This is a genomic window from Bacillus sp. GW823-FHT06A10, assembly GCF_058795375.1.
Genome location: NZ_JBXAHT010000002.1, coordinates 826,695 through 851,019 on the forward strand (window position 1 = coordinate 826,695; position 24,325 = coordinate 851,019).

A 24,325-nucleotide genomic window follows, 5' to 3' on the forward strand; every position below is an offset into this window, starting at 1 on the left:
AAAAGGACAATGCCTTCATAGCATTGTCCTTTTTCTTATATTTCCATAATGATTGGTAAAATCATTGGACGGCGTTTCGTTTTCTCATATAGGAATGGAGCTAATGTGTCTGTAATTTCATTTTTAATTTCAGACCATTGTGTTGTTTTACGCTCCATTACTTTTTCTAAATGAGTTGTAATTAATGTTTGTGCATCATTGATTAAATCGCTGCTTTCACGCATGTAAACGAAACCGCGTGAGATGATATCAGGTCCTGCTGCAACTTTAAATTCTTTCATATCAATGCTTACAACTACAATTACAAGTCCTTCTTCAGAAAGGATACGACGATCTCGTAATACGATATTGCCGATATCCCCAATACCGTTTCCATCAATGTAGACCGAACCAGATGGGATTTTTCCAGCTACGCTAGCTTCATCAGAACGTAAAGCAAGAACATCGCCATTATCCATAATGAAGCAATTTTCTTCAGGGATACCACAATCATTTGCTATGTTCATGTGCATACGCTGCATACGATATTCACCATGAATTGGCATGAAGTACTTCGGTTTAATTAGACGTAACATTAACTTTTGTTCTTCTTGTCCACCGTGTCCACTTGTATGGATATTTGAAAGTTTCCCGTGAATTACATCAGCGCCAGCGCGGTACAACATGTTAATTGTACGACTTACGCTAATTGTATTTCCTGGAATTGGTGAAGAAGAGAAAACAACTGTATCTCCAGGAATAATTTGAATTTGGCGGTGTGTACCGTTTGCAATACGTGAAAGTGCTGCCATCGGTTCACCTTGACTACCTGTACATAAAATAACAACTTTATTAGCTGGTAAGCGGTTTAGTTGAGATGCATCTATGAATGTATCTTTCGGGCAACGAATATAACCAAGGTTTTGTCCGATTTCAATCGCTGCTTCCATACTTCGACCAAACACAGCTACTTTACGGTTGTTTTCAACAGCAGCTTCAATAACTTGTTGTAAGCGGTGAATATTTGATGCAAAGGTTGCGAATATAATCCGTCCGTCTACTTTACGGAAAATGTCTTGAATGCTATCACCAACGCGACGCTCAGACATAGTAAAGTTTGGAACTTCACTGTTCGTACTATCAGATAATAGACATAGCACGCCATCTTTACCGATTTCAGCCATTTTTGTTAAATCAGCTGGTTCACCAACTGGTGTGAAATCAAATTTGAAATCACCTGTATGAACAACTTGACCTTGAGGTGTTTTCACAACAACGCCGTACGAATCTGGAATACTGTGAGTTGTACGGAAGAAGGATACAGACGTTTTTTTGAATTTAATAACGTCATCTTCTTGAATTTCGTAAAGTTTTGCTTTACGAAGTAAGCCGTGTTCTTCCAATTTGTTTTTGATGAGTGCAATTGCTAATTTTCCGCCGTAAATCGGGATGTTCACTTGACGTAATAGGTAAGGGATTCCGCCGATATGATCTTCGTGACCATGTGTAATGAATAACCCTTTAATTTTATCTTCGTTTCGCACAAAATAAGTGTAGTCTGGTATTACATAATCGATTCCGAGAAGTTCGTCCTCTGGAAATTTAATTCCAGCATCAATTATAATAATTTCATCTTGAAATTGAACAGCGTATGTATTTTTACCGATTTCACCAAGCCCACCGAGAGCAAATACAGCAACTTGGTCGTTTTTTAGAAATTTCATATCGCTATACGATTTCCGCTAATGTTAAATCAGCGTTTTCTTTTTCATATTCAAGATGAGCGCCAGTAACAGACTGAACAAACTCGATATTATATGCGAACTTATTTAATTTTGTACGAACATCCTTTTCAGACGTAGCCTCTAAATATAAAACTTTTGTATTTTCACGTACTGGAACCTCAGTTAATTTTTCTTGATAAAATACTTTAAAAATCATTTGGAAAACCTCTCCTTGTCTATGTTTTGCATTATCTGTTACTTATTATAAAGCAAACAGTCACGATTTTCATGTTTTTTCGAATGAGAATGAAGAAAAAGCCCGAAATGGGCACAATTTAAGCGATTGTCTTTTTACGGACTAGACCGTTTAAATAACGCTTGAGCTTTTTCTTCAGCTTCTTCAGCATGATTACTCCTTCCTTTCCTTATTTTAAACATGCATATTACTAGTGAGAATTCTATCTCTGATATAAGAGATAGGACAAAAGTGAATGGTGAGTCTTGTCCTTTCCCATACAGTGAAAGTTATTCTATAGTAACGATTAGTAGCCGTTAGTTATAGGTATAGTATGAGGAAGAATGGAAAAGAAAATTCATCCGAACAAGTATCCACATGTTTTACTAATATATATATGCAAAGTTTACAAATAAGGTCAGAAAGGGAACGCTTTCTTCACAGATGTTTAATATGTTATACTTTTTTTTAGAATTTGAAAAGTGATATTCAAAATAGGAATATAGAGTGCCAGAAAGGATTTTGACAAATGAATGATAAAATTGTCTTTTTTGATATTGATGGAACATTATTAGATCATGATAAAAAAATTCCACAATCTACACGAGATGCAGTAAAACAGTTACAAGAAAAAGGTGTACATGTAGCAATTGCGACAGGGCGCGCGCCATTTATGTTCGAAGATATTCGTAAGGAACTTGATATACATAATTATGTTAGTTTTAATGGACAATACGTTGTCTTTGAAGATGAGGTAATATTTAATAATCCGTTACATCCAGATGCTTTACATAAGTTTACTCAGTTTGCAAAACAAGAAGGATATCCACTTGTATATCTTGACCATCAAGATATGAGAGCATCAGTGGAATATCATAATTATGTGAAAGAAGGCTTTGGAAGCTTAAACTTTGAGCATCCAGCATATGAGCCTAATTTTTATGAGGAACGTAATATTTATCAAACACTACTTTTTTGTGAAGTAAATGAAGAGGAAAAGTTTATTAATCATTATCCAGATTTTCATTTTATTCGTTGGCATGCATATTCAATGGATATCATTCCGAATGGTGGTTCTAAGGCAAAAGGAATTGAGAAATACATTGAAAAGTTAGGTTTTAATCGTGATCAAGTGTATGCATTTGGAGATGGTTTAAATGATTTAGAAATGATTGAAGCCGTTGGCACAGGTATTGTGATGGGAAATGGCCATGAAGACTTGAAAAAACTTGCAAATCATGTGACAAAGGATGTTAGTGAAGACGGTATATATCATGGACTAAAGTGGGCTGGATTGCTATAAGTGAATATGGAACCCATTTCATAATAAAGAGGCGGAAGTTAATCTTCCGCCTCTTTATTATTATCGCTCTAGAGGTTTGGAATCATCAGGAGCGGCAAAAGGATTTTCTTTATTGATATGGTCATAGAACATAACGCCATTTAAATGGTCAATCTCGTGTTGGAATACGATTGCTGGTAAACCTTTTAAACGCAATTTTACTTCTTCGCCGTTAATAGAAGTTGCTTTTACTGTAATTCTTGTATAACGAGGAACATAACCAGGTACTTCGCGGTCTACAGATAGACAGCCTTCACCACCCTGTAAATATGTACGTTCAACAGAATGGCTAATGATTTTTGGATTGAATAATGCATGGCTATATAATGTACCATCCGCATCGGTTACATGAACTGCAATCATTTTTTTGGAAACACCGATTTGCGGAGCCGCTAATCCGATTCCAGGGCGTAAACTATATTTTTCAGCCATTTCAGGATCTTGGCTATTTATTACGAATTCAATCATTTCTTTTAAGGTAGTTGTATCTTCTTCGCTTGCCGGTAATGACACCTCTTCTGCAACGTCGCGCAAAATAGGATCTCCTTCGCGAATAACATCTTTCATTGTAAGCATATGTAATCTCTCCTTTCCTCTTTAGTCTACCAAAGGAGAGGGAAAAAGTCATCGGCAAGAAAGGGTAGGCATTTTGGAAATCGTTCTATTATAGAGTAGTTATGTATGTGATAAACAGAAAAAGACGGCAAAGCCGTCTTTTTCTTTCCATAGTTGTTTCGTTTTACATTAGCGAATGCAAGCAGCACCAACGATAATTAAAAGAATAAACAACACAACGATTAAGGCGAAGCCGCGTCCAGACCCGCCACAAGAACCGCCATAACCGTAGGAAGGATATGAACAAGTTGGATAGCAATATGAGTATCCGTACATGAGATGACCTCCTTTATCATTTCCCGCTAATACTGCGGTTACTATAATGTATGGAAGAGGGGGTGGAAATGTATAGGTATTTACCTAAAAAAGGAAGAGTAGTTTGTATATTTTTGTTACGAAGAGAGAAAAACTAAAGAGAATTAAATCGTTTACATATTATTCTAAGAGAAAAAATAAGTGAAAAAGGGAATAATATAACAGTAGGTCAATGCTTACTAATACAGATGTAAAAAATAAAAACACGTTTGTGTAGTAGAAACCTGCATATTATTTATAAAAAAACGTATTCAAAGTAATTGACATCGTAATTAGAATAGTTGTAAACTAAAAAACGTGATCAAGATTGTATTAATATGTTTCTGAAAAAACATTAGTACAGATTGTTAGGTACACAAAATTATTCTCAACCGACAGACAAACATGTTGGTTTACATCGTTGCGCTTTTTAAACTGGAAAATAGCCAGTGAAAGCGTTTCAGAATATGGTTCAAGAGAGGAAGAGGTGAACGGAATGGGTACTAAAACAAAAAAGACCCTATTTAATGTTGATGAGCAAATGAAAGCTATCGCAGCTCAATTTGAAACATTACAAATTTTAAATGAAAACGGTGAAGTTGTGAATGAAGCAGCTATGCCTGAATTATCTGATGATCAATTAAAAGAATTAATGCGTCGTATGGTGTATACACGCGTATTAGATCAACGTTCTATTTCTTTAAACCGTCAAGGACGTTTAGGTTTCTACGCACCTACAGCTGGACAAGAAGCTTCTCAATTAGCGAGTCATTTCGCACTTGAAGCAGAAGACTTCATCTTACCAGGGTACCGTGATGTACCACAATTAGTATGGCACGGATTACCATTATACCAAGCATTCTTATTCTCTCGTGGACACTTTATGGGTAACCAAATGCCTGAGAATGTAAATGCATTAGCTCCACAAATCATTATCGGTGCGCAAATCATCCAAACTGCTGGTGTTGCGTTAGGTATGAAACTACGTGGTAAAAAATCTGTTGCAATTACTTACACTGGTGACGGTGGTGCTTCACAAGGTGACTTCTACGAAGGTATGAACTTTGCAGGTGCATTCAAAGCTCCAGCAATCTTCGTTGTTCAAAACAACCGTTATGCAATTTCTACTCCAGTAGAAAAGCAATCTGCAGCTAAAACTGTAGCACAAAAAGCAGTAGCAGCGGGTATTTACGGAATTCAAGTAGACGGTATGGATCCATTAGCTGTATACGCAGCAACTGCTTTCGCTCGTGAGCGCGCAGTAAATGGCGAAGGCCCTACTTTAATCGAGACTTTAACATTCCGTTACGGTCCACATACAATGGCTGGTGATGACCCAACTCGTTACCGTACAAAAGATATCGAAAACGAATGGGAACAAAAAGACCCAATCGTACGCTTCCGTAAGTTCTTAGAAGCTAAAGGCCTATGGTCTCAAGAAGTTGAAGAGACAGTAATCGAAGAAGCAAAAGAAGATATCAAACAAGCAATTGCTAAGGCTGACCAAGCTCCAAAACAAAAAGTAACTGATTTAATGGAAATCATGTACGAAAAAATGCCTTACAACTTAGCTGAACAATATGAAATTTACAAAGAAAAGGAGTCGAAGTAAGCCATGGCTCAAATGACAATGATTCAAGCAATCACTGATGCTTTACGCGTTGAAATGAAAAATGATCCTAACGTACTTGTATTTGGTGAAGACGTTGGTGTAAACGGTGGTGTATTCCGTGCTACTGAAGGTTTACAAGCTGAATTTGGTGAAGATCGTGTAATGGATACTCCACTTGCAGAGTCTGGTATTGGTGGACTTGCAGTTGGTCTTGCACTTGAAGGATTCCGTCCAGTTCCAGAAATCCAATTCTTCGGTTTCGTTTTTGAAGTAATGGATTCAATTTCTGGTCAATTGGCTCGTATGCGTTACCGTTCTGGTGGACGTTGGACTGCTCCAGTAACAGTTCGTTCTCCATTCGGTGGTGGTGTTCATACTCCTGAACTACATGCTGATAGCTTAGAAGGATTAGTGGCTCAACAACCTGGTCTAAAAGTTGTTATTCCATCTACTCCATACGATGCTAAAGGTCTTTTAATCTCTGCGATTCGTGACAACGATCCAGTTATCTACTTAGAGCATATGAAATTGTACCGTTCATTCCGTCAAGATGTACCAGAAGGCGAATACACAATTGATTTAGGTAAAGCTGATATCAAACGTGAAGGTACAGATGTATCTGTTATCGCTTACGGTGCTATGGTTCACGCTGCATTAAAAGCTGCTGAAGAACTTGAAAAAGAAGGTATCTCTTTAGAGGTTGTTGACTTACGTACAGTTCAACCATTAGATATCGAAACAATCATCGCTTCTGTTGAAAAAACAGGTCGCGTAGTTGTAGTTCAAGAAGCTCAAAAACAAGCTGGTATTGCAGCTAACGTTGTAGCGGAAATTAACGACCGTGCAATCTTAAACTTAGAAGCTCCAGTTGTACGTGTTGCAGCTGCTGATACAGTATTCCCATTCTCTCAAGCAGAGAGCGTATGGTTACCAAACCACAAGGATATTGTTGAAGCTGTAAACAAAGTAATGAACTTCTAATTTTTAGTTTTTCATGTGCAAAAGAAATCAGCACATGCTGGTTTCTTTTGTACATATTCCATAATAATGAAATGAATCAGGGGGCTGAATTCCGTGGCATTTGAATTTAAACTACCAGATATCGGTGAAGGTATCCACGAAGGTGAAATCGTAAAATGGTTTATTAAACCAGGCGATGAAGTAAATGAAGACGATGTACTTCTTGAAGTACAAAATGATAAAGCAGTAGTAGAAATCCCTTCTCCTGTTAAAGGTAAAGTACTTGAAGTACTTGTAGAAGAAGGAACAGTTGCAATCGTAGGAGATACATTAATTAAATTTGATGCTCCTGGATACGAAAACCTTAAATTTAAAGGTGACGATCATGATGAAGCTCCAAAAGCTGAAGAAGCAGCAGTAGAAGCTCCAGCAGCGGAAGCTACTCCAGCAGCAACTGCAGAAGTAGTAAATGAGCGCGTAATCGCTATGCCATCTGTTCGTAAATACGCTCGTGAAAAAGGTGTAGACATTCATAAAGTAGCTGGTACTGGTAAGAACGGCCGTATCGTAAAAGCTGACATCGATGCATTTGCAAATGGTGGACAAACTGTAGCAGCAACTGAGGCTCCAGCAGCAGTAGAAGCTACTCCAGCAGCAGCGAAAGAAGAAGCACCAAAAGCACAACCAATTCCAGCTGGTGAATATCCAGAAACTCGTGAGAAAATGAGTGGTATCCGTAAAGCGATTGCGAAAGCAATGGTTAACTCTAAGCATACAGCTCCTCACGTAACATTAATGGATGAAGTTGATGTAACTGAGCTTGTTGCTCACCGTAAGAAGTTCAAAGCAGTAGCAGCTGACAAAGGTATTAAATTAACTTACCTTCCATACGTTGTTAAAGCTTTAACATCTGCATTACGTGAATACCCAATGTTAAACACTTCTTTAGACGATGCATCTCAAGAAGTAGTTCATAAACATTACTTCAACATCGGTATCGCAGCTGATACAGACAAAGGTCTATTAGTACCAGTTGTTAAAGATACAGATCGTAAGTCTATCTTCACTATTTCTAACGAGATCAATGATCTTGCTGGTAAAGCACGTGAAGGTCGTCTAGCTCCAACTGAAATGAAAGGTGCTTCTTGCACAATTACAAACATTGGTTCTGCAGGTGGACAATGGTTCACTCCAGTTATCAATCACCCAGAAGTAGCAATCCTTGGTATCGGCCGTATCGCTGAAAAACCAGTTGTGAAAAATGGTGAGATCGTTGCAGCTCCAGTATTAGCATTATCTCTAAGCTTTGACCATCGTTTAATTGACGGCGCAACTGCTCAAAAAGCGTTAAACCAAATTAAACGTCTATTGAATGACCCACAATTATTAGTAATGGAGGCGTAATAACAATGGTAGTAGGAGATTTCCCAATTGAATTAGATACAGTCGTTGTTGGTGCAGGTCCTGGTGGATACGTTGCGGCAATTCGTGCAGCACAATTAGGTCAAAAGGTAGCAATCATTGAAAAAGCTAACCTTGGTGGCGTATGCTTAAACGTTGGATGTATTCCTTCAAAAGCGTTAATCAATGCAGGTCATCGTTATGAGAATGCAATGCATTCTGATGACATGGGTATCACTGCAGAGAACGTAAAAGTTGACTTTACAAAAGTTCAAGAATGGAAAAACGGCGTAGTTAAGAAATTAACTGGCGGTGTTGAAGGCCTTCTTAAAGGTAACAAAGTTGAAATCATTCGCGGTGAAGCTTACTTCGTAGATGCTAATACATTACGCGTTATGACTGAAGATGCAGCTCAAACTTATACGTTTAAAAATGCTGTTCTTGCAACTGGTTCTACACCAATCGAAATTCCAGGATTCAAATACTCTAAACGTGTTATCAACTCTACAGGTGCTTTAAGCTTACCTGAAATTCCTAAAAAACTTGTTGTAATCGGCGGCGGTTACATCGGTATGGAATTAGGTACTGCATATGCTAACTTCGGTACAGAAGTTACTGTAGTAGAAGCTGGCGACGAAATCTTAGCTGGTTTCGAAAAAGCTATGAGCTCTGTTGTTAAACGTGCTCTACAGAAAAAAGGTAACGTAAATATCCATACAAAAGCTATGGCTAAAGGCGTTGAAGAAACAGAAACTGGCGTAAAAGTTAGCTTTGAAGTTAAAGGTGAAATCCAAACTGTAGAAGCAGATTACGTATTAGTAACTGTAGGTCGTCGTCCAAACACTCAAGAAATCGGTCTTGAGCAAGTTGGAGTTAAAATGACTGACCGCGGCATCATCGAAATCGATGAGCAATGTCGTACAAATGTACCAAACATCTATGCAATCGGTGATATCGTTCCTGGACCACCATTAGCTCACAAAGCTTCTTACGAAGGTAAAGTAGCTGTAGAAGCAATTAGTGGCCATGCATCAGCTATCGATTACATCGGAATTCCTGCAGTATGCTTCACTGATCCAGAATTAGCATCTGTTGGTTACACTAAAAAACAAGCTGAAGAAGCTGGAATGACTGTAACTGTATCTAAGTTCCCATTCGCTGCTAACGGTCGTGCATTATCATTAAACAGCACTGACGGTTTCCTACAACTTGTAACACGTAAAGAAGATGGTCTTCTTGTAGGTGCTCAAGTTGCAGGTGCAGGTGCTTCTGATATTATCTCTGAGATTGGTTTAGCTATCGAAGCTGGAATGACAGCTGAAGATATCGCTCAAACAATCCATGCTCACCCAACATTAGGTGAAATCACAATGGAAGCAGCTGAAGTTGCTCTTGGAATGCCAATTCACATTGTAAAATAATTTAAGTAATGTAAATAGCCCCTCTCTTATTGTAAGAGAGGGGCTATTTTTATTTTCATCAAATGACTTGCAAGGTCTTTAAACGTACTTGTCGAATGAATATATAATACTTTAACAAATGATTTAGGCGTAACTTACTTCAAAGGTAATATATATCATCCTATAATATGTAATTGATTCAAACTTAACCCCATATATTAATAAAATAGAGCATGTCAAAGGAGAAGGTTCCATGAAAATATTACATGTTATATTTTATCATTTACTACTATGGAGTGGCTTTTCCACTGTATTAACATTATCGAATGGTGATAAGTTTCATTATAAAGTTATTCTTTTTTTCGTATTCCTGTATTTAGCCTATGTAATAGCGTATTTTGTATTACACGTAAGAAAGCAAGCGTTATTTCTTACATGTTCGAATTGTATACTATTTTTAATCGTATTATTTATTTTTTAAATTAACGTTTATAAAAATACATTGTTCTTCCATTAAATAATTGTAACTCTCCTTCTAATTTCTTCGCTAAAAAACGGCAAAATTCATTTGCTTTCCCTTTGTCACCATATGTTGCATTAGGTGGTAAAGAAACTTGGATGAAAAATTGTTCATTTTCTATACCAACACCAATATAAATTGAGTCATACCGGTCGTGATTAGATTGAAGTTTTAATGTTGTTGTAGATGTATCTAAAATTTCATAAGGAAAAGCGGTATTTGTATACGTGTAATTAATTTGGGCACCAGTTTTAGAAGTAACTGTTTTATAATAATGAAAAAGTTGTTTTATATCATCTATTGAAACAGATTGTTGGTTGGATTTTGGTACAAGCGTAATAAAGGCGTGTTGCATATAAGTTCCCCCTAACTTAGTAGAATACTATCATTCTACATCCTACTGAATTTTTTGACAATTAAAAGGAGTATTACATGTTTTGTTTAATATACTATTAATGAAACGTGATGTAGAAAGGTGGAAACCAATGTTTGAAAAATTGTATGATGAGCATGAAAGTGTGAAGGTACGATTTTTAGGGTTTATGACACATGATACACGTTATGATTTTGGTGTTATTTATACAAATATGTTTTTTGGAAAACCGCTCATTGTTTGTATGCAAACAGGAAGGTCTACTTTACTCGGAAGAGATGATGTAGAGAATGTTCAATATATACAGGAGATTTTTAAATTAGGATCAGAAGAGGAAGCGAAGGAGTTAGCTCAGTTTTTCAAATTTCTAGTTCCGTCAACTTCTTTACATGCGGAATATGAAGAATAATTAATGTGAAACAGTCGTACTTATAAATATGGCTGTTTTTTATTTGAATATCGCATACTAATTAAAATTTAAAATATTTAATGTGTTATACTAAAAACCTATTGACGTAAAAAGTATAACATATTAAAATAAAGACAGAAAGTTAAGCGGTTACAAAAAAGTTTTTGGGATTATAAACTTAGGGGGAAATGAAAAATGGGAACAATCGTATGTCAAGATTGTGAAGGTACAATTGCACACTTCGAAGATGAGAAAGTAACGGTACTTTACGGGAAATGTGGATCTTGCGGATGTGATCACACAGAGCATACAAAAGCCCAATAATTGATAGGAAATGGACAGCTAAAAGTTTTTAGGACCATAAACTTAGGGGGAAATGAAAAATGGGAACAATCGTATGCCAAGTATGTGAAGGAACAATCGGACATTTTGAAGATGAGAAAACGACAGTACTTTACGGAAAATGTGGAACAAATTGTGACTGTGCTAGAAAAGATAATGCGAAAGCTTAATGATAGATAAATAGATTACTATTAAAACTCAGGGGGAAATGAAAATGGGAATAATCGTATGCCAAGTATGTGAAGGAACAATTGGACATTTTGAAGATGAAAAATCAACAGTACTATACGGGAAATGTGGATCTCATTGCGAATGTGACCATAAAGAACATACAAAAGCTTAATACTAAGAAAAAGCGCCTACATGTGTAGGCGCTTTTTTAATAAATTGTAGTTGTATGGCCAACTGTTGCAACGATTGCATCATCTCTAATTGGAATAAAGCTTATGGATGTCTGTGGTGTACTAGAAGAAGCGTATTGGCTCATTATACGGCTATCTATACGGGTAATAGTATCGGTCAAGAAAGCTGAAATAAAAGCGTAAGGGACTCGTCGTTCATTTAATGAATAAATAATTTCTTCTTTTGTTTTTACACCTACGCCATGTCCGTAAAAAAAGAAATTTCCTAAATAGATTGTGTTTTCTCCTTGCCACTCAATCGTAGCTGGATTCACTTGTGGGTTTTTAAAGTAAACGAGGTCACCTGGAACAAGATCGCCACCGTTTTTTGTTATGAGTCTTAGATCTTGATCGTAGTCCCATGTATAAAGTAAAAGGTTTGCAAATAGACGATTGAAAGTTTCTTCCTCATACAATGATAATAAAGCTTTATAAAAAATAATGATCATAGCGGTTGCGCATTCAGTTCCATATAGTTTTCCGTTTTTGAAAATATCTTGTATGGCAATAGAAGGTGGTATGTTTGGAAGAAGCTCGAATCCTCCAAGGGATGTTCTTTTCCAATACTGGGGGTTGCAAAAGGATTGTTGAAATGTACGAAACTGAAATCCACTTTGAAAAAGTTCTAGTGCAGAGATAATAATATTAACTCGTAAATTGAGATCAAAGCTGAGTTCATCAGCTGTTCGGAAGGAATAAACTTCTTGATTTCCTGCCATTATTGATAAAATTTGTTGTTTCTCTGCTGCAAATGGCTCATATTCATTTGTAATATAAGGATGTACAATAGAACGGCCTATTACAATCATAATAGTATCCCCACCTATACGTTACATTCTTTAGTATCGTATGAAGAAAAGGAAAAAATGTGAAAAAAAAGCCTATCAACTGATAGGCTTGTACTCTTTAATAACACGTAATGTTTGTAATGTCATATCTTCAGGACCTTGTACAGGTAAACCTGCTTCTAAGTTTTTACGAATATACTCTAAGTTTTCTTGTGTAATAATTTCCCCCGGAGTAAAGATTGGAATCCCTGGCGGATAAACCATAACAAAATCAGCTATAATACGACCCGCTGCATTTTCAAATGGAATGACTTCTGTTTCCGAATAAAAAGCATCTCGAGGAGAAAGTGCTAGCACTGGAATTTCTGGAATCTCTACTTGTACTTGAACACCTTTATCTGCCCTATTTCTAAATGTTGCTGCTAAATCTTGTAATGCTGCAATAAGTGTATTTGTATCACTTTCTGTGTCTCCTAAAGTGATAAGACATAGTATGTTGTATAGATCTGAGAGTTCTACTTCAATGTTATATTGCTCTCTAAGCCATACTTCAGCTTGGTGGCCGGTAATACCTAAATCTTTTACAGATACAATTATCTTTGTAGGATCATAGTTAAAGGTAGCATCTGTACCTAACATTTCTTTTCCAGGACAGTAAAGATGCTCAATAGAATTTATAGCATCACGAACATGTTCAGCTAATTGTATTGTTTGTTCTATGAGTGCTGTTCCTTCTGTAGCAAGACGTTTTCTCGCAACATCAAGTGATGCTAACAAGATGTAAGAAGTTGATGTAGTTGTAAGCATGCTAATAATAGATTGGACATGTTTTACATTCACCAAGCCTTCTTTCACATTAAGAATAGAACTTTGAGTTAAAGAGCCTCCTAATTTGTGAACACTTGTTGCTGCCATGTCTGCACCAGCTTGCATCGCTGACATCGGCAATTCATCGTGAAAATGAATATGAACACCATGAGCCTCGTCGACTAGTACAGGGATGTCATAAGAATGTGCTAATTGTACAATCTGTTCTAAGTCTGCAGCAAATCCAAAGTACGTTGGGTTAATAACAAGTAAGCCCTTTGCATCTGAGTGCTCTTCAAGTGCTTTTTTGACAGATTGAATTGTGATTCCATGAGAAATACCGAGTTTCGGATCGATTTCAGGATGCATGAAAATCGGTTTTGCACCTGAGAAAATAATAGCTGACATTACTGATTTATGCACGTTTCGTGGTACTAGGATTTTGTCACCAGGACCGCAAACGCTCATCACCATTGTCATAATAGCGCCACTTGTACCTTGAATAGAAAAGAAAGTATGATCTGCACCGAATGCAGCGGCTGCTAAATCCTGTGCTTCTTTAATCATACCTTTTGGATGATGTAAATCATCGAGTGGCGCAATATTAATTAAATCAATTGCTAATGCATTATGCCCAATAAATTCGCGAAATGTAGGATCCATGCCCTGTCCTTTTTTATGACCAGGAATATGGAATTGAATTGGATTTCGCTTACTGTGCTCAACTAAAGCGGTAAACAATGGTGTTTCGTATTGGGACAATCTATACACCCCTTCTTCTTCATAATATTTAGTATAATTTGTTTTATATAATCCTGCTCTAAAAAAGGTAAGTTCTTTTTTTAGAATGAGGCTTGTTTTTCTGCCATTCAAAAAATCGGTTTTGAGATGGTAGCTTCACTTTATTTTCTATAAAACAAAAGCATTATATCACCAATAATTATAGATGTATAGAAAAAAATATTTTTAAGGTGAGTATGTTTAATAGTTAGCCTCAACTAATGAATAGAGGAAGACAATTCCATTAAAATGAATAAATAGTGTATAATGCAGAGTGGCTATAATGAAGAATAAAATATTCTCTTTAAGATAGCATAATGAAACAAGAAGAAATGATAAATGAGGTGCGAAATGGAATATCAATATCCGTTAGATTATGATTGGTCAAATGAGGAAATGGTTATTATTGTGAAGTTTTATGAAGCAATTGAGAAAGCTTATGAAAAAGGAATTATAAGAGAAGAATTAATGGGTTTATATCGTCGTTTTAAAGAGATTGTTCCATCGAAAGCAGAAGAAAAGAAAATTGATAAAGAGTTTCAAGAAGTAAGTGGATACTCTATATATCGTGCTATTCAAAGAGCAAAGGAAGTCGAAGAACAAAAGCTTGTAAAAATGTAAAAAATATTTTGAAAAATAAAAACTGAAGTGATATAATGTGATAACAACTAAAAACGGACAATATAAATTGTCCGTTTTCTACTATCGATTACAAAGTGCATATAAAGGAAGGAGTGATTGCATCGTAGATTCAATCTTAGCAAGGAATTGTTCGTTGGTCATTGCTGAAAACTCCTCTGGTGATATATGAATACCAACTAATAATTCTGCTTTTTTTACAGTAGCTAGTCGTTCAATCATCTTTTGTAAGTCTTCGGTTTCAAGTGTTTTATGTAATTTCACACTTGGTTTAGTATGGTCAATGGACCAAACGAAGTCATTTGGAATATTTGTTTTTAAATCATTTAAATGTTCTAAGAAGGCATGAGCCGTCTCAACTTTTTGTGGACACTCATAGATTAAACCAAAGTATATGAAGGCATGAGTACCCCATAAGCCGATTTGGAAATGCGGTAGCATTTTATATCCTCGTTTATTTGTTGAAAAAGCAACCCAAGTATCGTTTGGTGGATTGACTTTGCGACGTGCGTGTTTTGCAACATGATAAAAAAAGTTCTCATCAGTGTGTTGGGATAAGTATTCTGCAAATTGTTCCCCTAAAGCTTCTAGCTTAGGATGAATGTTCGTTTTAATTGCACTCATTCGTTCTTCGAGACCATCAACTGTAAAGACATCAAAATCAGTTGACTTGAATGTTTGTATTGTCATGATTGTTCCTCCAACTCCTATTTTGCTTTTATTTTAGCATAGCTTGTACTATTCATAAAAAAAACAGCACAAAAAAATTTAAATAAAAAAATATAATTTTGTTGCATAGATGATTTATCCAACATAGTATAGTATAAAACAAAAAATCAGAAAATTTAATTAATTCTAGTCCGAGGGCAGACGAATATTGGGAGGAGGCAAATAATATGAGACAGGTGATTAATGCGTTAAAGAGAACAGATGCCGAAAAGAGAATACCGGTGCTACGTTTGGAGCTAGATTATGAATTAGCAACTTTATATGATGCGATGATGGAAGATGATAAACAGAAAAAAGAAGAGTGTGTACAAAAGTTAGAAGTGTTAAGACTTGAAATGATTCGTTTAGAAGCGTAATAATAGTATATGTATAAAAAATTAGTTGGTGCGAACCTTATAAAGGGTTCGTTTTTTCTGTGAACAGTAAAGATCGGAGTGTTTAAACATGCAAGAAGTATGGAAAGACATCGATGCACACGCCAAACGGTGGATTCGGGATGCAGGAGAGCATTTAATAGCATCCATGAAAAAAGCACTTATTATAGAAACAAAATCCAATGCAGCTGACTTAGTTACAAATATGGACCGAGAGATAGAACAGTTTTTAATTGGGAAAATTAAAGAAACATTCCCGAATCATAATATTTTAGGAGAAGAAGGTTATGGAGACGAGATAACGTCTTCTGACGGGGTTGTTTGGTTAATTGATCCAATTGACGGCACGATGAACTTTGTTCATCAAAAAAGAAATTTTGCAATTTCAATTGGGATTTATGAGAACGGTATCGGAAAGATTGGACTTATTTATGATCCAGTACATGATGAACTATATCATGCAGTCAAGGGATCTGGAGCTTTTTGTAATGATATATCAATTCCTCCATTGGAAAAAGGAACTGTAGAGCAAGGTATTGTAGCTTTAAATGCGATATGGCTTACAGATAATCCATTGCTTAATATGGAAAGTATGATGGCACTTGTTAAGAAAGCAAGGGGCACGAGATCGTATGGTTGTGCAGCGTTAGAGATGGTGTACGTTGCAACAGGAAGAATAGATGCATATGTAACGCCGAGATTATCACCATGGGATTTTGGCGGAGGACAGATAATTGTAGAAGAAGTTGGAGGGAAGGTAACGACATTCTCTGGAGCGTCACTTTCTATCATAGAGAAGAGCAGTGTGCTAGTTGCAAAACCAGGAGTGTATGAAGAAGTGTTATCTTTTATATCAGAGCCACAAAAAAAGTAAGAGGCTATGTATAAGCTTCTTACTTTTTAGCGTTATTGTGATTTGCGCATTTTTCTTTTTGTTACAAAACCGTATCCAACTGCAACAAATGTACCGATAATGCAAATAATAATACCGATTGGACTATTTTCAGCAATCATAATGCCGATACCGATTAAGAAAATAACACCGATAATTGCGGTTAATAAAAAGCGATATTGAATGTGTTCCATTTCTTCACCCTCCAATCTCATTTTACTTTCACAAAAGTAAGAATACAACTATATTTTCATTCTTGCTTTTATTTTAATTGCTATTGTATCCCCTTCGCTCTTATAATAGAGAAGGATTAAAAAGACATTAGGAGTTGGACATGTTGAAAAAACGACAAGATTTACGTAATATAGCAATTATTGCCCACGTTGACCATGGTAAAACAACACTTGTTGACCAGTTATTACGTCAAGCGGGGACATTCCGTGCGAATGAACATATTGAAGAACGCGCAATGGATTCAAATGATCTAGAAAGAGAACGCGGTATTACAATTTTAGCGAAGAATACAGCGATTCACTATGAAGATAAAAGAATTAACATTTTAGATACACCAGGTCACGCTGACTTCGGTGGAGAAGTAGAACGTATCATGAAAATGGTTGATGGTGTTCTACTTGTTGTTGATGCATATGAAGGTTGTATGCCACAAACACGATTTGTTTTAAAGAAAGCTCTTGAGCAAAACTTAACTCCAATCGTTGTTGTAAACAAAATTGACCGTGACTTCGCTCGTCCTGATGAAGTAGTTGATGAAGTAGTTGACTTATTCATCGAACTTGGTGCAAACGAAGATCAATTAGAGTTCCCAGTTGTATTTGCATCAGCAATGAACGGAACAGCAAGCTTGGATTCAAATCCGGCAAATCAAGAAGAGAATATGAAATCATTATTCGATACAATTATCGAACATATTCCAGCACCAGTTGATAACAGCGAAGAGCCACTTCAATTCCAAGTAGCACTTCTTGATTACAACGACTACGTTGGACGTATTGGAGTTGGACGCGTATTCCGCGGCACAATGAAGGTTGGACAACAAGTTGCTTTAATGAAAGTTGACGGAAGTGTAAAACAATTCCGCGTAACGAAATTATTCGGTTACATTGGATTAAAACGTCAAGAAATTGAAGAAGCAAAAGCTGGAGATTTAGTAGCTGTTTCAGGTATGGAAGACATCAACGTAGGTGAAACGGTATGTCCGGTTGAGCATGAAGAGGCTTTACCATTATTACGTATTGATGAGCCAACGCTACAAATGACATTCCTTGTAAATAACAGCCCATTTGCAGGTCGTGAAGGTAAATTTATTACATCTCGTAAAATTGAAGAGCGTCTTCGTTCACAATTAGAAACAGATGTAAGTTTACGTGTAGATAATACAGATTCTCCTGATGCATGGATCGTATCTGGACGCGGGGAATTGCATTTATCTATCTTAATTGAAAACATGCGTCGTGAAGGTTATGAACTACAAGTATCTAAGCCTGAAGTAATTATTAAAGATATCGATGGCGTAAGATGTGAACCTGTAGAGCGCGTACAAATCGATGTTCCTGAAGAATACACTGGTTCTATTATGGAATCAATGGGTGCACGTAAAGGTGAAATGTTAGATATGGTGAATAACGGAAACGGTCAAGTTCGCCTTACTTTCATGGTTCCGGCACGTGGTTTAATTGGTTACACAACAGAATTCCTAACATTAACTCGTGGTTACGGTATTTTAAACCATACATTCGATTGCTACCAACCAGTACATGCTGGACAAGTGGGTGGACGTCGCCAAGGTGTTCTAGTTTCACTTGAAACAGGAAAAGCATCACAATACGGCATTATGCAAGTTGAAGACCGTGGTGTAATCTTCGTTGAACCAGGTACAGAAGTATATGCTGGTATGATCGTAGGAGAACATACTCGTGAGAACGACTTAACAGTTAACGTTGTGAAAATGAAACAACAAACTAACATTCGTTCTGCAACGAAAGATCAAACTTCAACAATGAAAAAACCACGCTTAATGACTCTAGAAGAGTCATTAGAGTACTTAAACGATGACGAGTTCTGTGAAGTAACTCCAGAATCAATTCGTTTACGTAAAAAGATTCTTGATAAGAGCGAACGTGAAAGAGCTGCTAAGAAAAAGAAATCTGTAGAAGCATAAAAAATAAAACAGCTACCTTTAAGGTAGCTGTTTTTTTATGTTTATTTTTTTAGAATATTTACTCTTTTTAGTGGACAGTATTTTTTTCGCAGGTTACTCTTGTATTAAGTACATAAAGAAATTTTGTTTTTTATGAGAAGGGGGGATAAATAGTGTTAGAAAGAATGTCTTTTTTTGCGAAATTATGTAAAGTTGATGAAAATCCAGAGTTAGGAATGTGGTTACTTTATGGGACGATTATTATATTAAGTGCTCTCGTCTATAATTTAGGATTTGCTAGAAAGTTGTCTGTACTAAAAAATATAGTAATATACATATCATTAGCAATTGGATGTACAGTATTAACCTTTTTTGCTGTATTTTTACCTGTTGGAGAAGGGCTTGTTGTAGCGGCAATTGTACTTGGAATTTATAGATTGCGTTTGCGTCAAGCGAAACAACAAAAAGCAGGGTGAGGGGGCGAAGTTTTATGCGTTCAGTACAAGATGCACTATATAATTGGTTAACAATTAAAACAGTTGCGGAAGCACGTCCGGATGATAGTGCTGCAAAAGAAACGTATTTGTTATTTCAAAATATGATATATGAAGAACATAAATTAAAAGATGTGGAAGTTAAAAAGAACGAGGAAATGTATTTAATTACATATGAAATGAATGGGGAAAGGAAATCTGCAAGGTTTCCGCTAGAAGCCATTGATTGTTTCTTGGATCAGATGAACCGCGAGCCAGAAAAATATAAATAAGTCCTTATCTATATGAGTAAGGACTTATTTACATTTTACCAATCGTCTTCGACTTTTTTATCACGATATAATCGGAAATTACCACTTGCATGACGTTCCATTGTACGCTCTGCAATTCGTTCCGAACATTCCATGCACATATATGTATGAATAGGGCGATTACGCAGTTTTTTTGCCGTAGGATTTTCATCATCTAACATATCTTTTTTATCACAAATCATACATTTGACTCTCATTTCGTCACCTCAATACGAATTCTATCAGTATAAGTATATCATGGAAGTATAATGTTTTTGAATAATAGTGGGAAAAAATAATATTTTCGCAATTCGAAAAATAAGTTATGATAAGGATATACCAAGTATGTTTGGAGGTGAAAATATGGCGAATGTAGTAGAGCCTACTTTAACAGAGGGTTTAGTACAAACGTTGCGTAAAGAGTGTATTGTGATGATAGCAACGACAGATTTCGAAAAACAAGTTCCTAACGTAAGTGCTATTTCTTGGGTGTATGCAGTGAGCAAAACTAGTATTCGATTTGCAGTAGATCAACGTTCACGTATTGTGGAAAATATAAGGCATAATACAGGTGTAGTATTGACTATAATGGCGAATGAATCCGTATTTTCCATAAGTGGTGCAGGTGAAATTTTGACAGATAGAATGGAAGGTATTTCTTTGAAATTAACTGTAATAGAAGTTAATGTGCAAGAAGTACGTGATGTTATGTTTTATGGAGCGAAACTTGCAATTGAACCAACATATGAAAAAACATACGATCTTCGGGCGGCCAAAAAGCTGGATAACGAAGTACTAGTAGGAATAAGAGAATTATAAATGTGCTAAATAAGAAATTCGTTTATTCACTTTTGTAATCGGTTATTGTGATTTAACGTTAATAATTATAATAAAAAGTAATATATTGAATAGAAATGAATAAAGAATAAATAAAAGGTTTAATGACTATGATTTTCGATTCTACCTCGTTTACACGGTACATATAATTATAACAATGGTTCGTCCATATTTTATGGATGAAACCCTTGTTCTACAAATTTAAAAGTGGAGTCAGGGGGTAACAGGTTGGATAAAATTTATGTGTTAGATACGAATGTACTTTTGCAGGATCCTTTATCTATTTTTTCATTTGAAACCAATGAAGTAGTGATTCCAGCAGTTGTATTAGAAGAGGTTGATTCGAAAAAACGTTATATGGATGAAGTAGGACGAAATGCTCGTTATGTATCTAAGTTAATAGATAAATTTCGTGAAATAGGAAAGCTGCATGAAAGTATCCCGCTAGAAAATGGCGGAACATTTCGTATTGAATTAAACCATCGTTCATTTGTGCAACTACAAGATATTTTTGTAGAAAAAACAAATGATAATCGAATTTTAGCTGTAGCAAAAAATCTATCTTTAGAAGAACAGGAAAAAGAGGACGGGAAGTCTGTTATTTTAGTAAGTAAAGATGTACTCGTAAGGGTAAAAGCTGATGCAATTGGTTTGAAGGCTGAAGATTATTTAAGTGATCGCGTAATTGAAGTAGAAAATATATATTCTGGCTTTTTAGAAGGATATATATCAAAAGAACAATTGGATTATTTTTATGAGAAAGGTGAATTGCCTCTATCTGAAATTGCGAATCATCCTTTTTACCCAAATCAATTTGTAGTAATGAAAGATGCATTAGGGGGCTCTAGTTCGGCGCTTGGCATTGTGGATCACTTAGGTAAGAAGGTAAAGAAACTTATTTTTCACAATGAACAAGTATGGGGGATACGACCACGAAACGTGCAGCAAATTATGGGATTAGAATTGTTACTTCGTGAAGATATTCCGCTTGTAACATTAACGGGGAAAGCCGGCACAGGAAAAACGTTACTTGCGTTAGCTTCGGGACTTATGCAAACAGAAGATTTAGGGTTATATAAAAAATTACTCGTTGCAAGACCAATTGTCCCAGTCGGAAAAGATATCGGTTATTTACCAGGAGAAAAAGAAGAAAAGTTAAGACCATGGATGCAACCAATTTTTGATAACCTAGAGTATTTATTTAATACGAAAAAGCCAGGAGAGTTAGATGCTATTTTAGCTGGAATGGGTTCGATTGAAGTAGAAGCCCTTACTTATATACGCGGGAGAAGTATTCCAGATCAGTTCATTATCATTGACGAAGCACAAAATTTAACAAAGCATGAAGTGAAAACGATACTAACTAGGGTAGGGGAAAAGAGTAAGATTGTATTGATGGGAGATCCTCAGCAAATTGATCACCCATATTTAGATGAATATAATAATGGCCTAACGTATGTTGTAGAGAAGTTTAAAGAACAGCGCATTAGTGGTCATGTGAAGTTTGTTAAAGGGGAGCGATCTAATTTAGCTCAACTAGCAGCAGATTTATTGTAAAAAGGAGTGAGCTTAAGCTCACTCCTTTTCTTTAAATAATTGTAAATTTACGGATGTTCCGGATTGGATTTTGTCGATTAGATCCATCATTGAAATAGAGATGAACAGGTCCGTCTTCTTTTAATGGCTTTCCTTCTTTTGAAAAGCCTAGTATAGCATTTTTGACAGTTTCTAATGGAAGTGTCATTGTATGATCTACCGTTTCAATTTCAACTTGCGTAGCGTCCTCTAAAATTTCAGCGTTAGCAAGGAATGGATGGAATGGTATACCAAATGTTCCAGTAATTAGTTGTTCTTTTTTATATTTCTTTACACTTTGTTGTATCGGCGGGAAGGCAGCACCATCACGAATTTCACGATCCCAATGTTCTGAAGTGTTTTTTAAATAAGTTTCTAGTTCAGACGTGTTTTCTCTAGTTTCATCAAAGTAAGTTGTCAAATCTACTTTTCGATCATCAAAGATCCAAACAGTTGGATCAATAGTGATTGGAAAACGTACTTTTCCGTTAATAAATAAAATTTCGCTCATTGTTGTTCCCCCATTTGTGTTATACTCCCACTTTTCAGTATAATAGCATTAGACACTGTTGTCACAAAAAATGTTTCTATTGCAATTTATTAAAACTATCGCTAATATTAATAGATAGGATAGAGGAGAGTAGGACGGAAACGGAGGGAATCAATTTGGCGTCTGAGACAGTAGCAAATCATCAGGAAAAGGCACTAGCCCTTCTACAAGCGGATGCAGAGAAGATTTTAAGACTTATTAAGGTGCAAATGGACCATCTTACAATGCCGCAATGTCCATTATATGAAGAAGTGTTAGACACACAAATGTTTGGACTATCCCGCGAGGTCGATTTTGCAGTTCGCCTTGGTCTTATTGCAGAAGAACAAGGGAAAGCAATGTTAGGTGAGCTCGAACGTGAGTTATCTGCACTTCATGAAGCGTTTACAAACAAACAACAATAACGGGTTCAAATAAGGGGGCTCAAACTAAATTAGTTTGAGCTTTTTATTTGTATAATAAAGCAGGAAGAATCAATGTACATATGGAATACAACAATAATTAAATTGAAACAGAAAGAGGAAATGAAATGAAAAAAGTATGGAAATCAATGGATTATTCATTGTTACTTCCTCTTGTTATCTTATGTGTGCTGGGGGTAATAATGGTATATAGTTCTAGTTCCATTGTTGCGATTTCGCGATTTGATAAACCAGCAAATTTCTTTTTTAAAAGACAATTAATTACTTTAGTTGTTGGGACAATAGTATTAATAATTATTGCTACTATCCCATATAAAGTTTGGAGAAAACGAATTTTTTTGTTGGGGAGTTACGGTGCTAGTGTTGCTTTATTAGCTGCAGCTGCCTTTTTCACTAAGTCAGTAAACGGTGCAAACGGATGGATATTTGGAATACAGCCTGCGGAATTTGTAAAGATAACGGTTATCCTCATATTAGCTCATTTTTTTGCGAAAAGACAAGAAACGAATACACCTGTTTTCAAAGGGTCAGGTCCAGTACTCATTGGTGTTGGTATAATCATGTTTTTAATATTAAAGCAAAATGATTTAGGTACTGATTTGTTAATTGCAGGAACAGTAGGGATTATGTTTCTTTGTTCAGGAGTAAGGATTAATTTATGGATTAAACGAATTGTTTTAACTTCTATAGTATGGATTCCGGCACTATATCTTCTTGGCAATTATGCATTAAATCCATATCAAAAGGCACGTTTTTCTGTTTTCCTTGATCCGTTTAATGATCCTCAAAAGGATGGATTCCAATTGGTAAATTCATTTATTGGAATTGCTTCTGGAGGGCTTAATGGTAGGGGATTAGGAAATAGTGTGCAAAAGTATGGTTATTTACCAGAACCACAAACGGATTTTATTATGGCAATTATATCGGAAGAACTTGGTTTTATAGGCGTAGCAATCATTTTGATTTGTTTATTGCTTATAATTATTCGATCATTTAGAGTCGCACAAAAGTGTACAGATCCATTTGGAAGTTTAATAGCTATCGGAATTGCAAGCTTGTTTGGAGTTCAAACGTTTATTAATGTTGGTGGTATGTCTGGAGTAATACCACTTACCGGAGTACCATTACCGTTTGTCAGTTACGGTGGTAGTTCTTTATTAGCTAATCTACTTGCGATGGGGATACTACTCAATATTGCTAGTCACGTGAAACGACAAGAGAAACAACAGAATGGATTAATGAAAGAAAAAGAACAAAATGGACCACATCTTGTAGTTGTAAAATAAAAAACACATCGTGCTTTAGAGCAGGATGTGTTTTTTATTTTCAAGTAGTTTTAAATATGATGCATTAATTTCTCTTTCAGTTAAAAGATATATCACA

Annotated in this window: 31 protein-coding genes; 20 read left to right on the forward strand and 11 right to left on the reverse strand. The window is 35.9% G+C overall.

Annotated elements, in window-relative coordinates; all coding sequences use genetic code 11:
- Positions 1–35 precede the first annotated feature (35 nt).
- Together rnjA and AC1Q8M_RS19215 are read right to left on the reverse strand one after the other, a co-directional pair.
- Positions 36–1,703: a ribonuclease J1 gene (rnjA, locus tag AC1Q8M_RS19210; RefSeq protein ID WP_000670375.1), complete on the reverse strand. Its 1,668-nt coding sequence runs from the start codon at positions 1,701–1,703 to the stop codon at positions 36–38.
- A gap of 4 nt (positions 1,704–1,707) precedes the next feature.
- Positions 1,708–1,920, reverse strand: a complete 213-nt coding sequence (locus tag AC1Q8M_RS19215) for a DNA-dependent RNA polymerase subunit epsilon (RefSeq protein ID WP_000576435.1) — start codon at positions 1,918–1,920, stop codon at positions 1,708–1,710.
- A gap of 547 nt (positions 1,921–2,467) precedes the next feature.
- Here AC1Q8M_RS19215 and AC1Q8M_RS19220 point away from each other — a divergent pair.
- Positions 2,468–3,241 (forward strand): Cof-type HAD-IIB family hydrolase, encoded by a 774-nt coding sequence (locus AC1Q8M_RS19220; RefSeq protein ID WP_061659891.1) that lies wholly within the window; start codon positions 2,468–2,470, stop codon positions 3,239–3,241.
- Positions 3,242–3,301: 60 nt separating this feature from the next.
- Here AC1Q8M_RS19220 and def read toward each other — a convergent pair whose 3' ends face one another.
- Both def and AC1Q8M_RS19230 read right to left on the reverse strand, forming a co-directional pair.
- Positions 3,302–3,856 carry a peptide deformylase gene (gene def / locus AC1Q8M_RS19225; protein WP_000957039.1) on the reverse strand — a complete coding sequence of 185 codons (555 nt, stop codon included), beginning with the start codon at positions 3,854–3,856 and terminating at the stop codon, positions 3,302–3,304.
- A gap of 168 nt (positions 3,857–4,024) precedes the next feature.
- Entirely contained in the window at positions 4,025–4,171 is a 147-nt protein-coding gene (locus AC1Q8M_RS19230; protein ID WP_000274562.1) for a YjcZ family sporulation protein, read from the reverse strand.
- Between the two features lie 514 nt (positions 4,172–4,685).
- Here AC1Q8M_RS19230 and pdhA point away from each other — a divergent pair.
- The 5 genes from pdhA (at position 4,686) to AC1Q8M_RS19255 (ending at position 10,043) form a co-directional block, all read left to right on the forward strand.
- Positions 4,686–5,801, forward strand: a complete 1,116-nt coding sequence (pdhA, locus tag AC1Q8M_RS19235; protein ID WP_000536895.1) for a pyruvate dehydrogenase E1 component subunit alpha — start codon at positions 4,686–4,688, stop codon at positions 5,799–5,801.
- A gap of 3 nt (positions 5,802–5,804) precedes the next feature.
- Positions 5,805–6,782: a pyruvate dehydrogenase complex E1 component subunit beta gene (gene pdhB / locus AC1Q8M_RS19240; protein ID WP_000068163.1), complete on the forward strand. Its 978-nt coding sequence runs from the start codon at positions 5,805–5,807 to the stop codon at positions 6,780–6,782.
- Between the two features lie 93 nt (positions 6,783–6,875).
- Positions 6,876–8,165, forward strand: a complete 1,290-nt coding sequence (pdhC, locus tag AC1Q8M_RS19245) for a pyruvate dehydrogenase complex dihydrolipoyllysine-residue acetyltransferase (RefSeq protein ID WP_000863420.1) — start codon at positions 6,876–6,878, stop codon at positions 8,163–8,165.
- Positions 8,166–8,170: 5 nt separating this feature from the next.
- The gene (gene lpdA, locus AC1Q8M_RS19250; protein WP_000260104.1) at positions 8,171–9,583 is read left to right on the forward strand and encodes a dihydrolipoyl dehydrogenase; all 1,413 of its coding nucleotides are present in this window, start codon (positions 8,171–8,173) and stop codon (positions 9,581–9,583) included.
- A gap of 232 nt (positions 9,584–9,815) precedes the next feature.
- On the forward strand, positions 9,816–10,043 hold the full coding sequence (locus tag AC1Q8M_RS19255) for a hypothetical protein (RefSeq protein WP_000697470.1): 228 nt from the start codon (positions 9,816–9,818) through the stop codon (positions 10,041–10,043).
- Position 10,044: 1 nt separating this feature from the next.
- On the opposite strand, the gene AC1Q8M_RS19260 is transcribed toward AC1Q8M_RS19255, so the two are convergent.
- Positions 10,045–10,437 carry a DUF1885 family protein gene (locus tag AC1Q8M_RS19260; protein WP_001163297.1) on the reverse strand — a complete coding sequence of 131 codons (393 nt, stop codon included), beginning with the start codon at positions 10,435–10,437 and terminating at the stop codon, positions 10,045–10,047.
- A gap of 130 nt (positions 10,438–10,567) precedes the next feature.
- Here AC1Q8M_RS19260 and AC1Q8M_RS19265 point away from each other — a divergent pair, with 130 nt between their 5' ends.
- From AC1Q8M_RS19265 to AC1Q8M_RS19280, 4 genes are all read left to right on the forward strand, one after another.
- The gene (locus AC1Q8M_RS19265) at positions 10,568–10,864 is read left to right on the forward strand and encodes a DUF3055 domain-containing protein (protein WP_000462038.1); all 297 of its coding nucleotides are present in this window, start codon (positions 10,568–10,570) and stop codon (positions 10,862–10,864) included.
- A gap of 195 nt (positions 10,865–11,059) precedes the next feature.
- The gene (locus AC1Q8M_RS19270) at positions 11,060–11,188 is read left to right on the forward strand and encodes a GapA-binding peptide SR1P (protein WP_000536778.1); all 129 of its coding nucleotides are present in this window, start codon (positions 11,060–11,062) and stop codon (positions 11,186–11,188) included.
- 59 nt (positions 11,189–11,247) lie between these two features.
- Entirely contained in the window at positions 11,248–11,376 is a 129-nt protein-coding gene (locus AC1Q8M_RS19275; RefSeq protein ID WP_000536803.1) for a GapA-binding peptide SR1P, read from the forward strand.
- A 44-nt stretch (positions 11,377–11,420) separates the two neighbouring features.
- Positions 11,421–11,549, forward strand: a complete 129-nt coding sequence (locus tag AC1Q8M_RS19280; RefSeq protein ID WP_098855705.1) for a GapA-binding peptide SR1P — start codon at positions 11,421–11,423, stop codon at positions 11,547–11,549.
- 36 nt (positions 11,550–11,585) lie between these two features.
- Here the strand turns inward: AC1Q8M_RS19280 and AC1Q8M_RS19285 are convergent, their stop codons facing one another.
- Together AC1Q8M_RS19285 and speA are read right to left on the reverse strand one after the other, a co-directional pair.
- Positions 11,586–12,416 carry a protein-glutamine gamma-glutamyltransferase gene (locus tag AC1Q8M_RS19285; protein WP_000635337.1) on the reverse strand — a complete coding sequence of 277 codons (831 nt, stop codon included), beginning with the start codon at positions 12,414–12,416 and terminating at the stop codon, positions 11,586–11,588.
- A 75-nt stretch (positions 12,417–12,491) separates the two neighbouring features.
- A complete protein-coding gene (speA, locus tag AC1Q8M_RS19290; RefSeq protein ID WP_000084899.1) occupies positions 12,492–13,964 on the reverse strand; it encodes an arginine decarboxylase in 1,473 nt (490 codons plus the stop codon).
- Between the two features lie 369 nt (positions 13,965–14,333).
- On the opposite strand from speA, the gene AC1Q8M_RS19295 reads away from it, so the two are divergent.
- Positions 14,334–14,603: a UPF0223 family protein gene (locus AC1Q8M_RS19295; protein ID WP_000456546.1), complete on the forward strand. Its 270-nt coding sequence runs from the start codon at positions 14,334–14,336 to the stop codon at positions 14,601–14,603.
- A gap of 81 nt (positions 14,604–14,684) precedes the next feature.
- Here the strand turns inward: AC1Q8M_RS19295 and AC1Q8M_RS19300 are convergent, their stop codons facing one another.
- Positions 14,685–15,311 carry a YktB family protein gene (locus AC1Q8M_RS19300; RefSeq protein WP_000155318.1) on the reverse strand — a complete coding sequence of 209 codons (627 nt, stop codon included), beginning with the start codon at positions 15,309–15,311 and terminating at the stop codon, positions 14,685–14,687.
- Between the two features lie 206 nt (positions 15,312–15,517).
- Between AC1Q8M_RS19300 and AC1Q8M_RS19305 the strand changes: the two genes are divergently transcribed.
- A complete protein-coding gene (locus AC1Q8M_RS19305) occupies positions 15,518–15,706 on the forward strand; it encodes a YkzI domain-containing protein (RefSeq protein WP_001250164.1) in 189 nt (62 codons plus the stop codon).
- An 88-nt stretch (positions 15,707–15,794) separates the two neighbouring features.
- Entirely contained in the window at positions 15,795–16,598 is an 804-nt protein-coding gene (locus AC1Q8M_RS19310; RefSeq protein WP_001158700.1) for an inositol monophosphatase family protein, read from the forward strand.
- 32 nt (positions 16,599–16,630) lie between these two features.
- Here AC1Q8M_RS19310 and AC1Q8M_RS19315 read toward each other — a convergent pair whose 3' ends face one another.
- Complete coding sequence (locus AC1Q8M_RS19315; RefSeq protein ID WP_000400123.1) at positions 16,631–16,810, reverse strand: DUF5325 family protein; 180 nt, start codon at positions 16,808–16,810, stop codon at positions 16,631–16,633.
- Positions 16,811–16,950: 140 nt separating this feature from the next.
- On the opposite strand from AC1Q8M_RS19315, the gene typA reads away from it, so the two are divergent.
- The 3 genes from typA (at position 16,951) to AC1Q8M_RS19330 (ending at position 19,540) form a co-directional block, all read left to right on the forward strand.
- Positions 16,951–18,795, forward strand: coding sequence for a translational GTPase TypA (gene typA, locus AC1Q8M_RS19320; RefSeq protein ID WP_000914752.1), 1,845 nt, complete (start codon positions 16,951–16,953; stop codon positions 18,793–18,795).
- A 152-nt stretch (positions 18,796–18,947) separates the two neighbouring features.
- Positions 18,948–19,250 carry a YlaH-like family protein gene (locus tag AC1Q8M_RS19325; protein WP_000893662.1) on the forward strand — a complete coding sequence of 101 codons (303 nt, stop codon included), beginning with the start codon at positions 18,948–18,950 and terminating at the stop codon, positions 19,248–19,250.
- Positions 19,251–19,264: 14 nt separating this feature from the next.
- Positions 19,265–19,540, forward strand: a complete 276-nt coding sequence (locus AC1Q8M_RS19330) for a hypothetical protein (protein ID WP_001258136.1) — start codon at positions 19,265–19,267, stop codon at positions 19,538–19,540.
- A 35-nt stretch (positions 19,541–19,575) separates the two neighbouring features.
- On the opposite strand, the gene AC1Q8M_RS19335 is transcribed toward AC1Q8M_RS19330, so the two are convergent.
- On the reverse strand, positions 19,576–19,776 hold the full coding sequence (locus tag AC1Q8M_RS19335) for a YlaI family protein (RefSeq protein WP_002093346.1): 201 nt from the start codon (positions 19,774–19,776) through the stop codon (positions 19,576–19,578).
- 145 nt (positions 19,777–19,921) lie between these two features.
- Here AC1Q8M_RS19335 and AC1Q8M_RS19340 point away from each other — a divergent pair, with 145 nt between their 5' ends.
- Positions 19,922–20,377, forward strand: a complete 456-nt coding sequence (locus AC1Q8M_RS19340) for a pyridoxamine 5'-phosphate oxidase family protein (RefSeq protein ID WP_000024600.1) — start codon at positions 19,922–19,924, stop codon at positions 20,375–20,377.
- 246 nt (positions 20,378–20,623) lie between these two features.
- Positions 20,624–21,952, forward strand: coding sequence for a PhoH family protein (locus tag AC1Q8M_RS19345; RefSeq protein ID WP_000358083.1), 1,329 nt, complete (start codon positions 20,624–20,626; stop codon positions 21,950–21,952).
- 31 nt (positions 21,953–21,983) lie between these two features.
- On the opposite strand, the gene AC1Q8M_RS19350 is transcribed toward AC1Q8M_RS19345, so the two are convergent.
- Entirely contained in the window at positions 21,984–22,481 is a 498-nt protein-coding gene (locus tag AC1Q8M_RS19350; RefSeq protein WP_001289810.1) for a molybdopterin-binding protein, read from the reverse strand.
- A gap of 155 nt (positions 22,482–22,636) precedes the next feature.
- Here AC1Q8M_RS19350 and AC1Q8M_RS19355 point away from each other — a divergent pair, with 155 nt between their 5' ends.
- On the forward strand, positions 22,637–22,924 hold the full coding sequence (locus AC1Q8M_RS19355; RefSeq protein WP_000135694.1) for an Fpa/YlaN family protein: 288 nt from the start codon (positions 22,637–22,639) through the stop codon (positions 22,922–22,924).
- A 125-nt stretch (positions 22,925–23,049) separates the two neighbouring features.
- Positions 23,050–24,228, forward strand: a complete 1,179-nt coding sequence (locus AC1Q8M_RS19360) for an FtsW/RodA/SpoVE family cell cycle protein (protein ID WP_098662033.1) — start codon at positions 23,050–23,052, stop codon at positions 24,226–24,228.
- Positions 24,229–24,325 lie beyond the last annotated feature (97 nt).

Coding starts and splice junctions, on each gene's coding strand:
- AC1Q8M_RS19360 (WP_098662033.1), top strand. CDS start 23,050: ATGAAAAAAGTATGGAAATCAATGGATTATTCATTGTTACTTCCTCTT.
- AC1Q8M_RS19350 (WP_001289810.1), bottom strand. CDS start 22,481: ATGAGCGAAATTTTATTTATTAACGGAAAAGTACGTTTTCCAATCACT.
- AC1Q8M_RS19310 (WP_001158700.1), top strand. CDS start 15,795: ATGCAAGAAGTATGGAAAGACATCGATGCACACGCCAAACGGTGGATT.
- AC1Q8M_RS19230 (WP_000274562.1), bottom strand. CDS start 4,171: ATGTACGGATACTCATATTGCTATCCAACTTGTTCATATCCTTCCTAC.
- rnjA (WP_000670375.1), bottom strand. CDS start 1,703: ATGAAATTTCTAAAAAACGACCAAGTTGCTGTATTTGCTCTCGGTGGG.
- pdhA (WP_000536895.1), top strand. CDS start 4,686: ATGGGTACTAAAACAAAAAAGACCCTATTTAATGTTGATGAGCAAATG.
- AC1Q8M_RS19330 (WP_001258136.1), top strand. CDS start 19,265: ATGCGTTCAGTACAAGATGCACTATATAATTGGTTAACAATTAAAACA.
- AC1Q8M_RS19255 (WP_000697470.1), top strand. CDS start 9,816: ATGAAAATATTACATGTTATATTTTATCATTTACTACTATGGAGTGGC.
- def (WP_000957039.1), bottom strand. CDS start 3,856: ATGCTTACAATGAAAGATGTTATTCGCGAAGGAGATCCTATTTTGCGC.
- typA (WP_000914752.1), top strand. CDS start 16,951: ATGTTGAAAAAACGACAAGATTTACGTAATATAGCAATTATTGCCCAC.
- AC1Q8M_RS19315 (WP_000400123.1), bottom strand. CDS start 16,810: ATGGAACACATTCAATATCGCTTTTTATTAACCGCAATTATCGGTGTT.
- AC1Q8M_RS19215 (WP_000576435.1), bottom strand. CDS start 1,920: ATGATTTTTAAAGTATTTTATCAAGAAAAATTAACTGAGGTTCCAGTA.
- AC1Q8M_RS19280 (WP_098855705.1), top strand. CDS start 11,421: ATGGGAATAATCGTATGCCAAGTATGTGAAGGAACAATTGGACATTTT.
- AC1Q8M_RS19275 (WP_000536803.1), top strand. CDS start 11,248: ATGGGAACAATCGTATGCCAAGTATGTGAAGGAACAATCGGACATTTT.
- AC1Q8M_RS19335 (WP_002093346.1), bottom strand. CDS start 19,776: ATGAGAGTCAAATGTATGATTTGTGATAAAAAAGATATGTTAGATGAT.
- AC1Q8M_RS19260 (WP_001163297.1), bottom strand. CDS start 10,437: ATGCAACACGCCTTTATTACGCTTGTACCAAAATCCAACCAACAATCT.
- AC1Q8M_RS19265 (WP_000462038.1), top strand. CDS start 10,568: ATGTTTGAAAAATTGTATGATGAGCATGAAAGTGTGAAGGTACGATTT.
- pdhB (WP_000068163.1), top strand. CDS start 5,805: ATGGCTCAAATGACAATGATTCAAGCAATCACTGATGCTTTACGCGTT.
- AC1Q8M_RS19340 (WP_000024600.1), top strand. CDS start 19,922: ATGGCGAATGTAGTAGAGCCTACTTTAACAGAGGGTTTAGTACAAACG.
- AC1Q8M_RS19305 (WP_001250164.1), top strand. CDS start 15,518: ATGAGACAGGTGATTAATGCGTTAAAGAGAACAGATGCCGAAAAGAGA.
- AC1Q8M_RS19220 (WP_061659891.1), top strand. CDS start 2,468: ATGAATGATAAAATTGTCTTTTTTGATATTGATGGAACATTATTAGAT.
- lpdA (WP_000260104.1), top strand. CDS start 8,171: ATGGTAGTAGGAGATTTCCCAATTGAATTAGATACAGTCGTTGTTGGT.
- AC1Q8M_RS19285 (WP_000635337.1), bottom strand. CDS start 12,416: ATGATTGTAATAGGCCGTTCTATTGTACATCCTTATATTACAAATGAA.
- AC1Q8M_RS19300 (WP_000155318.1), bottom strand. CDS start 15,311: ATGACAATACAAACATTCAAGTCAACTGATTTTGATGTCTTTACAGTT.
- AC1Q8M_RS19295 (WP_000456546.1), top strand. CDS start 14,334: ATGGAATATCAATATCCGTTAGATTATGATTGGTCAAATGAGGAAATG.
- AC1Q8M_RS19270 (WP_000536778.1), top strand. CDS start 11,060: ATGGGAACAATCGTATGTCAAGATTGTGAAGGTACAATTGCACACTTC.